The sequence below is a fragment of the Sciscionella marina DSM 45152 genome, assembly GCF_000379465.1.
Classification (GTDB): domain Bacteria; phylum Actinomycetota; class Actinomycetes; order Mycobacteriales; family Pseudonocardiaceae; genus Sciscionella; species Sciscionella marina.
This window is the reverse complement of record NZ_KB905393.1, coordinates 24,329-36,967: the sequence shown is the minus strand read 5'-3', so window position 1 is coordinate 36,967 and position 12,639 is coordinate 24,329. Positions and strand designations below refer to the sequence as shown.

Below are 12,639 nucleotides of genomic sequence, written 5' to 3'. Positions count from 1 at the left end.
CGGTGCGGTCAGCCCAGGTAGACAGACTTCGCCGACTGGTAGCTCGCCAGCCCCTCGGGCCCCAATTCGCGCCCGAGTCCGCTGTCTTTGACTCCGCCGAACGGAGAGGCGAGATCGATCTGGTAGCCATTGATACCGACGCTGCCGGTGTGCATACGTGCCGCGATGTCTTTGGCGCGATCCACATCCGCTGACCAGACCGTCCCGCCCAGCCCGTACGGTGAATCGTTGGCGATGCGAATCGCCTCGTCCGTATCGGAATAGGGTGTCACCGCGAGAACGGGCCCGAACAGTTCGCGGCGGGCCAGGGCCGAGGAATTGTCCACATCCGCGAAGACCGTGGGCTCGAGAAACCAGCCGCGGTCGAAGCCAGGTGGACGGCTCCCGCCGGCTACCAGCCGGGCACCGTTCTCGATCGCGGAACCGATCTCGGCCTCGATCCGCTCTCGCTGGGCACGGGTGACCAGCGGGCCGATCTGCGTCGCCGGATCCAGTGGATCTCCGACGACAAGCGAACGAGCGAGATCCGCCAGTGTGTCGACGACTTCCGTATAGCGAGCGCGCGGCGCCAGGATCCGAGTGCTGAGATAACAGGTCTGGCCGTTGTTGGCCAGGCATGCGCCGAACAGCCGGGCCGTCTGCGTCCGCAGATCGGCATCATCGAGCACAACGGCGGCGGATTTCCCGCCCAGCTCCAGACTTACCGGGCGCAGCAGGCGGCCGCATTCCTCGGCGATTGCCCGTCCCGCCGTGGTGGATCCGGTGAAGGCGACCTTGTCCACACCGGGATGCGCGACCAGGGCCGCGCCGGTCTCGCGGCCCCCGGGGAGGATGGCGAGCGTGCCGGGCGGCAATCCGGCCGCTATCGCGGCCTCGGCGAGGACATAGGCGTCGAAAACCGTTTCCGGGGCAGGTTTGAGCACGACAGGACACCCGGCTGCCAGCGCGGGAGCCAACTTGAAAAAGGCGAGCGTCTGCGGATAGTTCCACGGCACGATCGCGGCAACGACGCCGATCGGTTCCTGACGGACGAAAGTGCTACCCCCGGTCAGCGACGTACGTTCCTGCTCCATGGGATGGTCCCTGATCAGTTCGGCGTAGTATCGCAGCAACGCCGCGGGCATGATCGCCTCGCTACGCTTGCCCAAGGTGACCGGCATGCCGTTCTGCGTGCTGACCGCACGTACCGTATCCGTGGTCCGTTTTCCCAATTCGTCCGCGAGTCGCTCCAGCGCTCTTGCCCGCTGCACCGCGGGCAGGGCGGACCAACCGGCAGGGTCCTCGAACGCCGCTCGCGCGGCGTTCACCGCGGCGTCCACGTCGGCATGGCAGGCCTGCGGGACCGCGCCGATCACTTTTTCGGTGACGGGTGAGGTCACCTGGATCTGTGTGCTCCCGGCAGGCGAGCGCCAGTTTCCGTCGATGAACAGCACGCCGTGTTCTTCCATGACTTCCTCTCGGTTTGACGGACAGATCAGCGTTGCGCGGCCGAGGAGGGCCAGTACCGGAAGGTGCCGCCGGAGTCCGTGGAACCCGTGAGCATGCCGTCGCCGACGAGCAGGTCCAGGTGTGCACCCGTCTCCAGCACGGCGAGGCCACGGTGCACCAGGTCAAGTTCGTCCAAGGGCAGATCGCGCCGGGTCCAGCGCAACGCCCCGGCCACCGCGAGAGCGGTCTCCTCGCCCGCGCCGACAAGCCCTCGTACCGCGGCAAGCCGGTCCCCGTGGTGGACTAGCAACTCGTCGACTCTGCGGTGAACACCCGTGTCGACCGGCCCATGTGCGGGCAGCATGGTGAGGTTGGGAAGCGTGCGAATCCTGCGCAGCGAATCGAGAAAACTGCTGACCGGCAGCGGCTCGGGCGCCCGTTCGAAACCGATGGAGGGAGTGATGCGCGGCAGTACGTGGTCACCAGAGAAGAGCAGACCGGCCTCGGCGATCTGGAAAACCAGGTGTCCGCGAGTGTGCCCCGGAGTCTCCAGCACGTCGAGCATGTACTCGCCCACCCGGATGCGCTCGCCATCGCTGAGCCACTCGTCCGGCTCGGCCCAGCGCACCAGCTCGGCCGGAAGTTCTTGATCCCGTAGCGCCCTGGCGAATTCCACGACCATGCCGGACGCCCCGCAGCGGCGAAGCAGACCTTCCTGGGCGAGCGGCCCGGACCGGAAACCAGCCAGCACGGTGGGGCGTTCGTGCTCACCGAGCAACACCCGGGCGCCGAATCGCTCGCGCAGCGACAAGGCGAGCGTGTAGTGGTCGTGGTGCGCGTGGGTCACCAGGACCCGCCGGACGTCATCGAGCTTCCTGCCCAGCTTCCGCAGCGCGAGATCCAGCGCCTCCTCGCTTTCTTGCCCCGCCCAGCCGCCATCGATCAGCGTGATCCCCGCGTCGTCCTCGATGGCGTAGACGTTCACCGCGTGCAGACCGGGATCCGGGACGGGCAGCGGGATCCGGTGGATCCCCGGAGACACTGGGTACGCACCAGGACGCGACCAGTCCCGCACACATATCACCTCCTCGGTTGCTCGAGAGTCGACCACAGCCGGCGGCCGAACGGTGGGTCCGATTCCGCTCAACGGCACCGAACCCACGCGATCCCCCCGATGCAGGGCAACATGACGATGATCGCTGAGACCGAAGCAACCGCGCCGAGGCGCGGTGGCCCGGAGGGAGAACAACCATGACCTATGTCGTCGCGATGCCGTGTGTCGACATCCTCGACAGGTCCTGCATCCAGGAGTGCCCGGTCGACTGCATATACGAGGGCGAGCGGATGATGTACATCCATCCTGACGAGTGCATCGACTGTGGCGCCTGTGAGTCGGCCTGTCCGCAAGAGGCGATCTTCTACGAGGAGGACGTTCCGGAGAAGTGGTCGGCATTCACTCAGTCCGCCACGGACTTCTGCGCCGATCTCGGTTCCCCGGGCGGAAGCGAGAGTGTCGGCAGGATCGGCACCGACACCCCTATGGTGGCCGCGCTGCCCCGCGACGACTGAGCCGGTCTCACCGCCGTAGCAGGTGTTCGCCTGCCGCGGCGGTGAACACGATTTCGGCGAGCTTGCGGACCGCCCGCATCTGCAGTGCCTTTGTCGCGCCCACCGTCCGGCGCATCGAGCTGGCGGTCTCGGCGACCGTCCGCCCTTCCACGAACCGCAACTCCAGGCAGCGGCGGTGATCGGGAGCCAGCCGCCGGACCGCGGACAGGATTTCCCGGCGTAGCATCGTGGCGAGGAACTCGCTTTCCGCGCTTGCCTGCGCCTCGGGCCGGTCGGGTACGTCCGAAACGGTCAGTTCTCGGCGCGTTCTGGCGGACTTCCAGCGATCGAGTATGATGTTGCGGGCGATCACCCTCAACCAGGCCCCGGGGTCGACGCCCTGGCGCTGCACCCGCCCGATCGCGCCGAGTGCCCGCACGAAGGTGTCCTGCACGATGTCCTCCACCGCCCCGGCGTCGTCACTGATCTTCGAACGCACGAACCGGTACACCATCGGGGCGAACTCACGATAGAGCCCGGCGAGCGCCTCCTGGCTGCCCTGCTGCGCCTGTCCTACCAGTTCCCAGCTATCGGCCTGCGGAGCGCCGGTCGTCGTCATCGTCGTCCCCTTCGTTCTTCTTGCCCGGCGGACCGAACAGCATCAGCAAATCGACCCCGATGCCGGGGATCGCGAGCACCAGCGCGAACACCAGCACCTTCTCCGGTGGGTAGGCAGGCTGCCCGCACAACAGCACGACAGCGACGACGCCGATCAGTACGGTCATCCCCGGCTCCGCTCCGCAACGCCGGGCCGGGACGGGTTCACGCCCTACGCCCTGATCGCCGTAGCCACCACTGCGACAGCCACGAAGATGGCGGCGAAGACCAGATACAACGTGGCATTGCGGCGCAGCCGACGCACTCGCAGCGCCCGCTCGTACGGCTCCATCCAGCTCGGCACCAGATCCGGCGCTCTGACCCGGCCCCACCAGCCGATTCCGAGCAAGCCAACGCCGAGCATCAACCACAGCAACTGGTTCATCACTTGGTGATGTCTCGGGGTGGGGAATCGGGATCGGCGGGCCGATAGGCAGACGCGTACTCCACCGCTGCCGAACGGATGGCTCCGGCAAGCCACTGAGACCACACCTTCGCTTTCGCCTGTTGCTGCAGCTCGTCACGTAACTCGTCATGCACCTGGGCAAGTGTGCGCGGCTTGGCCGGGGTGATCGACACGATCTGGCCGACATTCCAACCGTGCTGGGTCTGCACCGGCCCGAACAGTCCACCCCGTGGGGCGGCGAATGCTGTGTCCGCGTAGGGTTTTTCCAGCTGTGCGGCGCTCACCGAGCCGATGTCACCACCTTTTGTCTTCGTGCTTTGATCGGCCGAGCTCTGTTGCGCCAGTGTCGCGAAGTCCGTCCCTGCCTTGGCTTTGGCGAGTACCTGCGCCGCGGCGTCCTTGCTGGAGACGACGATGTTGCGGATCTCGCGCTTTTCGGGTTCCGCCATGTCCTTAGTGTGCGCGGCGTAGTAGTCCTTCACCTGCTGCTCGCCGACCTGCGGGGTTTTCGCGGTCATCCGGCCGAACAACTCGGTGCTCGAAAGGGTCCGCTTGATCTCACCAAGCACATCGCCTTCCGAGAGTCCGAGCGCACCCAGCTGCGCGACGAAAGCGTCCCGCCCTCCTTGGGTCTGCTGGATCACCGCGTTCAACTTGTCCCGCGCGGAGGAATCGGTGATCACAATGCCCTGCGCTCGAGCAGCCCTGTCGACGATGTCGGTCACCGCGACGGTCTTGGCCGCGGTGCGGTTGAATTTGTCCCGCGTGGCGGCGTCCCGCGGGACCTGGACTCCGTACACCGCGGTGAGAATGTGCAGCCGTTTGGCGAACTCCTGCTGAGTCATGACCGTGCCCTGAGCGCGGTACACCGCGCCGGAGGGCAGGTCGGTGATCCGGTGCACCACGATGGCACTCGCCGAGCCGGCCGAGACCAGTAACAGCAGGGCGACCAGGAATACTTCGAGGCGGGAGCGCCGTGCTGGCAACCGGACAACGCGGCGTGCCGACCGGATGACGACTTCCGGGATTTTCACGATGTGACCTCCTCTAATCTGTGTGATCGCGAAGCCGCCACGGGACGGGGTGACGGCGTGCGCGGCGGCGGCCCTGGGAGTAGCCGGATCACCAACAATGCCGACAGGTACGACAGCACGACCGCCCCCGCGAGCAGTAATCCGAAATCGCGTAGCGCGGTGAGCCCGGCTGCGGTCAGTACCAGGTAGCCCACAGCAGAGTTCGCGCACGCGCTGCCGACCCCCCAGAACATCGCCCGACTGTTGGTACGCCGTGCATCGGCGACAAAGACCGTGAACTCACATCCCACTGCAGTGGTCAACGCGCCAAGCCCGACGGTCAGCGGAGTGAGGCTGCCGCCGGCGATCCAGAGGATCGCCAGCCCCCACCCCGTTGCCAGCACACCGGCCAGCACCGCCCGACCAGCATCAGCCCTGCGGCGCAGGCCGAACACCAACACGACCCCTGCACCGAGGATCCCGCTCAACGTCGTCAGATAGCGGCCCCCGGACACGATGTCGTACGCACGCGCGGCAGCGACCGGCAGCCCGGCCACCTCGGTGTGCATACCCGGCGGGGCGGGGGGCATGGCCGCGCCGACCTTGGCCAGCGCGGCGCGCTGCACAGAGACATCCTGCAAACCCATGCCGAACACCATCAGCGCACTGTGGCGGTCCGGGGTGATCACCGCGGAGGTGAGATAGCGAGGGACGAGGTCGAGCGCGGCGGAGACTTGAGCACGATTCGGCTGGTTCCCGAGGAACTGCATCAGTTCTCCTGCGCCGACCAGTGGCCGTACCTGATCGCCCGCGGCACTGATAACGGAGTTCCGCGCCCGCTGATACCACGCCAGGGTCTGTGGACTCAGCACATCAGGTCCGCGCACCACAACACTGAGCTCTTCCGCCGAGCCGAGCACGGACTGCACATGCGCGGCGTCGTCTATAGCGGGCAGGCCCGACGCGAGTTGCTGGGGATCGGCGTTCACCTCGAGCTTCGGCAGCGCCACCCAGCCGAGTGCGGCGACGATCGCGGCCGCGGCGAGAACAAGCGCGGTCACCGACCGTCTTGGCCGCCGCCACGGTGGAGACGCGGCGCCCTGCTCCAGTGCAGCGCGAGGCACCAGTCCCCACCTGGCGAGCAACAGGCACAGCACGAGCACCAATACGATCCCGGCGGCCAGAGCCAGCCCCAGCTGGCGCACGATCGGCAGCGGACAGACCGCCAGGCAACCGGCAGCCGCTGCGCTGGCCAGCCCGACCACGAGAACCGTGTGCCGGGCGGCGCCCTGTATGAGATAGAGCGGGAAGTCGGTCCCGACACCGAGCAGGATCGGCAGCAGGGCAAGAACGCCGACCGATACCGGGAGCCCCACCCAGCCGAAGCTCGCCAGTACTGTCGCGGCCGAGGCGGCCATCACTGTCAGCGGCCAGAGCCGCACGCGCCATCCGCCCCTGCGCGGTACCAGAGCGAGCACGATCCCGCACCCCAGCATGGCCAACCCGGCCAGCCATGGAAGCACTGAGCGGATCGTATCGGCGAGAGCCGTGCTCACCACGGGGACACCACTCAATGTCGTCTTGGCCGGGGCTAGTCCGGCACCGGCGATCTCCCCGCGCACCCGCTGGATGAGCTCGCGGTTGGCCTGCTCACTGAGTCCAGGATGGGGCCGGACGAGGAGCGCCACCGCGTTCTGGTTGGGGACGATGACCCGCCACTGCTGTTTCGGCTCTCCGTTTCCACCGAAGATCACCGTCTGCACGAAATTCGGGTTGTACAGGGTCGGAAGCCCCGCGGGCAGGCTACGCACCAGGAACTGGCCATAGCGCAAGTCGAACTGTGCGAGCGCACGCTTCCCGGTCTGTTGTGCCGATGCCTTCGACGCGCCGCGCGCACGAGCCTGTCGTTCGGCGAGCTGCTGCACCGAGTGCCGCCTCCCACCGATCGAGGCGAGCATGTTCTTGGCGGACGAGGCGATCTGATTGAGTACCGTCCCGGGACCGTACACCGATGCGACGCCAGGCAACCTGGCAAGTTTTCCCTCCAGCTGCACCAGTTTCGGCAGCTTCCCTTTGTCCACGAGCAGTTGGCGTGGCTTGGCCGATTCCAACAGTGCCACCACCGGGTCTGCTCCGAAGCTCTTGTTCTTGGCCTCCAGCGAATGCATCGGCGCCTCGTCGCGCGGCAGCAGTGAGGACACGCTGGTGTCCAGTTCGATACGCGACAGTCCGCCGATTACGCCAGCGGCGAAGGCGAGACCGAGCAGGCAGACAAGCGAACGCCGCCATCCCAGCCTGCGCAACCAAGGGATCAGCCGGGTGGGCAGTCGCAGCGACCGTCCGGCGGACCGCAGCAGAAAAGCCAACCCGCGGACAAGACGGCGGCCGGAAGCGCGTAGCCAGACAATCATGTCGTTACTCCGGATCCTTCACTAGGCGCGGGAATTTCCCATTGAACGGCCCAAGATGCGACTGTTCACCGGGAGCCGGATAGGGGTTGGACTGCGTGAAAATCCCCTTACCGAGGTTCAGGGGATTACCCCGCACGCTCTGCTCGTTGGCGACGGTGAACAGATCGAGCACATTGTCGCCATTGGTGGTGGTGTGAGCGAACGACGAGCCGAAATTGGCCACGAACGAGCCGATGTCCTTGCCGTACGGCGAAAGGTAACGAAGCATCGGGTTCAGATCCCGAAGCCGCTCGCGCAACTGTGGCAGTGCGGCATTGAGATCGCCTGCAACGGTCGGGATCCGGTTGAGGGTGGCCGGTGCGCGGTCGAGGGTACCGTTCAGTGCGGGCAGCATGGCGCGCAGCTCGGATGTGGTGCCCGGAAGCTGACGCAACGCGGAGGACAGCGCAGGCGCGGCGGTCCGCAGGTTCGAAACCACCGGCGCGAGAGAGCCGGACAGCTGGCCGAGTTTGCCGGATGCGGTGCGGACTTTGCCGAGTGTGCCGGGCAACAGCCGCACCGTCTGTTCCAGATCGGCCCGTTGTCCCGAGGTGGCCTTGGCGAGCTGATCGGCAGAGTCCACCAGCTTGCCGAGATCGTCCTGGCCGCTGTTGAGCGCGTCGAGAGCAACTGGAAGCTGACGTGCCAGCCCCTTCAGATCCTCCGATTGCGCGGCGATGGCGTCCAATGCGGTCGAACCGGAGGCACCGAGCCTTCCGAGACCGTCCACGAGCTGGTGCAGATCTGTATGCGTGCCCCGGGTTCCGGCGCTGAGTGAGCGCACGGTGTCGCGCAACGCGCCGCGGGTCGGCGCGTCCAGACTGGCCAGCACATCGTGCAGCTGCACGCTCGGCTTCACCGAGGAGGCGGGCAGCACCGTACCGGAAGGAACCACCTGCCCGTGCCCGTCGGTCAATCGGATGTAAGGCTGGCCGACCAGCGATTTCTCGCTGACCTGGATGGTGGCGCCCTGGTGCAGTGGCGCCACCTCCGGGTTCACGCTGAACTCGACCCGCGCGGAACGCCCCACGTGGTGGATGGAAGTCACCTTGCCGACATTGATCCCGGCCGCTTCGACATCCGCGAACGGCACCAGGTTGTCCACATCGTTGATATCAGCCGACACACGGTACCCCTCGTCTGTCGAGGAGACACCCGGGATCGTGCCGCCCGCCTGCGTCCACAGATAGCCGATCAACACCAGGCAAGCGACGACGAAGGCGATGACTGCGAGCAGTCGCAGCCGGGACCGGCGCAGGCTCAGAGAACTCACCGCTGACCTCCTGGCAGACAGGGCAGGTAGCTGGGCAATGGCGCACAGCCATGCGGGCCGAACCCGAGCGGTTGCAACGGGTTGAGCGTGAGCTGACCGCGGACCATGGTTCCGTTGGTGTCGCTTGCCGCGGTCAGCGAGCTGGTGTTGTAGACGAAGGCGGCCACACCGTCGAGGTATCGGACCAGCTTGCCGGTTGCGGGATCCAACTGCCGGGTCACCGGACGCAGGTCGGTGAGACTCCCCTGCAGACTGGTGACGACCGGGCGCGCGTCGGCGACCACCGGCCGCGCCTTGTGCACTACCGGTGCAGCCTTCGGCACTGTCTGACCGAGTTTGTCTGCGAACGTGGTCAGCCCCCGCAATGAGCTGGGCAGGCGGTTCGCCGCCTGTGAGAGGTTGTCCAGCAACGGGTTGAGCTGGCCGGTCAGTCCGGAGGTTTTCGAGAGGGCGGAGCGCAAATCCGCGCTGAACTGGGGAAGCTGGCGCAGCGATTCACCGAGCGGGGTCTTCTTGTCGTCGAGTACACCGAGGGTCTGCTCGGTGGAGTCGACAAGATGACTCAGCCTGCTGTCGTTGTTTCCCACCGCGGTGGAGATCTGGGACAGGCTGGTCACCAACGTCTGGATCTTCGTCCTGCGGGTCTGTAGCGCGGCGACGACGGGTTGCAGGCTTCGCAACGTGGCATCCGTGGACTGCAGTCCCGCGGGCAGTGTCTTGTCAGCTCCACGGAGTGCGGTCGTGGAATCCGCGAGCAGGTTCGTCAGCGCGTTGCGGGCCCGCACGTCGAGGTGTCCGAGTGCCTGGTCGAGCTGGGTGGGCGTGGACGTCCGCGCGGCAGGGAGGATTCGATCACCGAGTGGCTTGCCCGGTGGACTACCCGGTCGCAGATCCACGTACATCTCGTTGAGCGGATTCGTCGGCCGCAGCGTCGCGTGTGCGTTGTCGTAGACCGGCTCGGCGTTGTCCAGTTCCAGGGTCAGTACCGAGCTGTTGTGGTCGGTGGCCCGTGCGTCGGTGATCGTGCCCACCGGCACTCCGGCGATGCGCACCTGCTGATTCTTGGTGGGATTTACCGCGACGGCGTTGGCGAACTCCACGTGCACGGTCTGTTCCGGGCTCTGCCACGGCAGACGGCCGATCTGGTTCTCCACGATGATCATCGCGGCGACCAGGCCGACCACCACCACACCCGCCAATGCGGCCACATCACGGCCGAGACCGGGCACGGTGCGCAGCCGCTGCCAGTAGCCGCGCAACCGCCGGGCGGACCTCGATCCTGCGCTCACTTCGGCGCTCCTCCGATCTTGGTGAGATCCAGCAGCAACCGGTCAAGCCCCGGCACACCGCCGATCGAGTTCGTGCCCGCACCGGCCTGCAGGTTGGCGAATGGCCCGTTGCGGTCGTGGTATTTCGACAGATTGTCGAAGCGCGCGGCGAGGTAACCGAGCTCCTGGAAGGTGGTGTGCCCATTGGCGCCGTCCCCGGCGAACGGCCCGGTGCCGCGCCACTGCTCGTTGAGTTTGCTGATGACCGGCCCGTTGACCCGGTCGAGCACCGGGCCCCGCACGTCGTCGAGTACACCGGTGGCCAGTTGGCTGGTCGGCACCAGCTGATCGACCAGCGGACGTGCCTCGGTCAGCAGCGGGCGCAGGTCCGCGACGAGCGGACGGGTTTTGACCAGCACCGGGTCGAGGTGGCTCAGCGTGGTGTTCAGAGTCGTGGCGGCCGGTTGCGCCTTCGGTGCGGTGACCGCCAGCTTGTCCAGGGTGGCGCCGAGGTCGGTGATACCGGCACGGGTGCTGCGCAGCGTCGCGGGCAACTGAGCGACGGTCTGGCCGAGCGCGCTGCTGCCCGAGCGCAGCCCGGCGGCTGTGCCTTGCAGCTTGTCCAGCACCGAGCCGAGCTGTCCGCTGCGTCGGGTCAGGGTGGTTGCCACCGAGTCCAGGTTGGTGACCAGTTGTGGTAAGTCGGTATCCGGATGCTGGCCGCGCATGGCGTCGAGCGTCCCTGCCGCGGGGCCGAGGCTGCCGGGCGCGTCGCGGGTGAGCGACTGCAGTGCGGTGGAGCCTCCGTTGCGCAGCGATCCGTCCAAAGTAGACACCGTCTGTCGGAGTCCCTGTCGCGAAGGCGGTTGCAGCGCAGAGAGAACCTGGTCGAGATCGACGGGAGTGGTGGTGTGCCCGAGGGCGATGTTGTCACCGGTGAACGTGCCATGGGCACCGCCAGGGGCGAGCTGGACGTAGTAGCGCCCACCGAGCAGGGTAACCGGGCGAACCGCGGCGGTCGGGGCGCTGCCCAGCTTCGCGCGCGTCCCGTTGTCGACCTTCATCGAGACGACGATCTTCGACGGAGTCGAGGTGTCCACCCCGCTGACCGTGCCGACCTTGGTACCGGCGATTTTGACCTCGCTGTTGCCCTGCTGAAGACCGACATCGCGATCGAACTCGGCGGTGATCGTCTCCCCAGAGCTGGCCCAGGTGAGCAAGGTGGGCTTGGCGAAAACCACGATCGCCGCGACCACGAGGACGGCGAAGAAGGCCAGTCCGTACACGACGGCACTGCGGGTGGATCCTGCGGACTTCATCGCCCACCCCCGAGTGGGTTGTAAGGACGGCCTGCTCCGTCTTGGTCGGCCGTTCCCGGTGCCGGGTACGGGTTATAGCCCTGCTGGGTCAGACCGGCCACCGAGCCCGCCGAGACCACGGGGAAGATGTGCACGTAACCGAACACGAGGCCTTGCTTGTCGTAGTAGCGCCCGTTGGCGAAGTTCGCGCCGCGCGCGGCGAGCGTCGGAAGGTCCACCGAGTACGGGGCCAGCGCGGCCAGGAACGGGTTGGCGCTGCTCAATGCCGCGGTGACGCGCGGGACCACCGGACGCGCGTCATGCAGTGTCGTGGTCAGGCCCTGGACCGCCGGATTCGCTGCGGTGGCGACGCCCGGTACCTTGCGCAGCGGGGTGACCCCGTGGGCCAGCACCGCACGCAGGTCGGGGGTGGCCGCGGCGAGTGACCGAATCCCCGGCGCCAATCCGGTTACCGCGGACCGGGTGTCGTCCAGTGGACCGTGCAGCGTGCCGGCGATCCGGCGTACGTCGGTGAGCGTATCCGGCAGCCCGGAAACCGTATCGCCCAGCGGACGACCGCCGTCGACGTTGACCGCTTGCAAGGTCGTGGTGGCTCGGCGCAGCAGATCGCGTAGCTGCGGGGTCCTGCCGACCAGCGTGGTGGACAACCGGTTGGCGCTGGCCAATAACGAAGGCAGATCAGCATCGCGTGAGCCGAGCGTTCCGGCGATCGCGCCGACATCGGTGAGCACACCGGGCGCACTGGTCAGAAAATCATGTAGTTGTACGCTCTGCCCGGCCACCCCGCTGCCCAACTCACGGACCGCGGAACGGGTAGCATCCCTCGTTTTCGGGTCGAAGGTGTCCAGCAACTGATCGATGTCCGTAGCGGAGGCCGTCTGGGTGCGCGGAACAGTCCGGTCACCGAGCCGGCCACTACCCGGCGATCCCGGTTCGAGTTCGACGAACTTCTGCCCCAAGGCGTTCACGTCCCACATGGCCGCCCTCGCGTTGCGGTAGACCGCGTAGTCACCGTGCAGGTCCATCGTCACCAGCGCCTGGTCACCGGAGTGCCGGATCTGTTGCACCTGCCCGATGCGGACGCTATTGCGCCGCACATCCGCTCCCGTATCGAGCTGGCCGACATCGGCGAACGCAACCGTGATACGGGTGTGTTCTTGGGCGGGCGGACCAGAGCCCGCGGTCAGCGCCACGTACCCACAAGCCACTACAACGGCCAGTAACGCGACCCCGACCAGCCATGACCGGCCCCGCGCCTTCGAGACGCGCACCTTCAT

General features: G+C 66.9%; 12 protein-coding genes. 1 reads left to right on the top strand and 11 read right to left on the bottom strand.

All coding sequences use genetic code 11. The annotated features are described in order from the left end of the window. Window positions 1-8 precede the first annotated feature (8 nt). Complete coding sequence (locus A37U_RS0121070) at window positions 9-1,448, bottom strand: aldehyde dehydrogenase (RefSeq protein WP_020498660.1); 1,440 nt, start codon at window positions 1,446-1,448, stop codon at window positions 9-11. A 26-nt stretch (window positions 1,449-1,474) separates the two neighbouring features. After that, window positions 1,475-2,470, bottom strand: coding sequence for an MBL fold metallo-hydrolase (locus A37U_RS0121065; RefSeq protein WP_020498659.1), 996 nt, complete (start codon window positions 2,468-2,470; stop codon window positions 1,475-1,477). Between the two features lie 209 nt (window positions 2,471-2,679). Here A37U_RS0121065 and fdxA point away from each other — a divergent pair, with 209 nt between their 5' ends. Continuing rightward, the gene (fdxA, locus tag A37U_RS0121060) at window positions 2,680-2,997 is read left to right on the top strand and encodes a ferredoxin (RefSeq protein WP_020498658.1); all 318 of its coding nucleotides are present in this window, start codon (window positions 2,680-2,682) and stop codon (window positions 2,995-2,997) included. 7 nt (window positions 2,998-3,004) lie between these two features. Here the strand turns inward: fdxA and A37U_RS44500 are convergent, their stop codons facing one another. The 9 genes from A37U_RS44500 to A37U_RS0121015 are packed head-to-tail and all read right to left on the bottom strand — an operon-like array spanning window position 3,005 to window position 12,639. Beyond that, the gene (locus A37U_RS44500; RefSeq protein ID WP_020498657.1) at window positions 3,005-3,595 is read right to left on the bottom strand and encodes an RNA polymerase sigma factor; all 591 of its coding nucleotides are present in this window, start codon (window positions 3,593-3,595) and stop codon (window positions 3,005-3,007) included. Then, entirely contained in the window at window positions 3,564-3,761 is a 198-nt protein-coding gene (locus tag A37U_RS0121050; RefSeq protein ID WP_020498656.1) for a hypothetical protein, read from the bottom strand. Before A37U_RS0121050 ends, A37U_RS44500 begins: the two co-directional genes overlap by 32 nt. Window positions 3,762-3,805: 44 nt before the next feature. After that, window positions 3,806-4,018, bottom strand: a complete 213-nt coding sequence (locus A37U_RS0121045) for a hypothetical protein (protein WP_020498655.1) — start codon at window positions 4,016-4,018, stop codon at window positions 3,806-3,808. Then, window positions 4,018-5,073 (bottom strand): peptidylprolyl isomerase, encoded by a 1,056-nt coding sequence (locus tag A37U_RS44495; RefSeq protein WP_020498654.1) that lies wholly within the window; start codon window positions 5,071-5,073, stop codon window positions 4,018-4,020. Before A37U_RS44495 ends, A37U_RS0121045 begins: the two co-directional genes overlap by 1 nt. Beyond that, window positions 5,070-7,463: an RND transporter family protein gene (locus A37U_RS0121035; RefSeq protein ID WP_020498653.1), complete on the bottom strand. Its 2,394-nt coding sequence runs from the start codon at window positions 7,461-7,463 to the stop codon at window positions 5,070-5,072. Before A37U_RS0121035 ends, A37U_RS44495 begins: the two co-directional genes overlap by 4 nt. A 4-nt stretch (window positions 7,464-7,467) precedes the next feature. Beyond that, entirely contained in the window at window positions 7,468-8,775 is a 1,308-nt protein-coding gene (locus A37U_RS0121030) for an MlaD family protein (RefSeq protein ID WP_020498652.1), read from the bottom strand. Next, window positions 8,772-10,064, bottom strand: a complete 1,293-nt coding sequence (locus A37U_RS44490) for an MlaD family protein (protein ID WP_157182939.1) — start codon at window positions 10,062-10,064, stop codon at window positions 8,772-8,774. The genes A37U_RS0121030 and A37U_RS44490 overlap by 4 nt, the downstream gene beginning before the upstream one ends. Next, window positions 10,061-11,362, bottom strand: a complete 1,302-nt coding sequence (locus A37U_RS0121020; protein ID WP_020498650.1) for an MlaD family protein — start codon at window positions 11,360-11,362, stop codon at window positions 10,061-10,063. The genes A37U_RS44490 and A37U_RS0121020 overlap by 4 nt, the downstream gene beginning before the upstream one ends. Then, entirely contained in the window at window positions 11,359-12,639 is a 1,281-nt protein-coding gene (locus A37U_RS0121015) for an MlaD family protein (RefSeq protein WP_040588349.1), read from the bottom strand. Before A37U_RS0121015 ends, A37U_RS0121020 begins: the two co-directional genes overlap by 4 nt.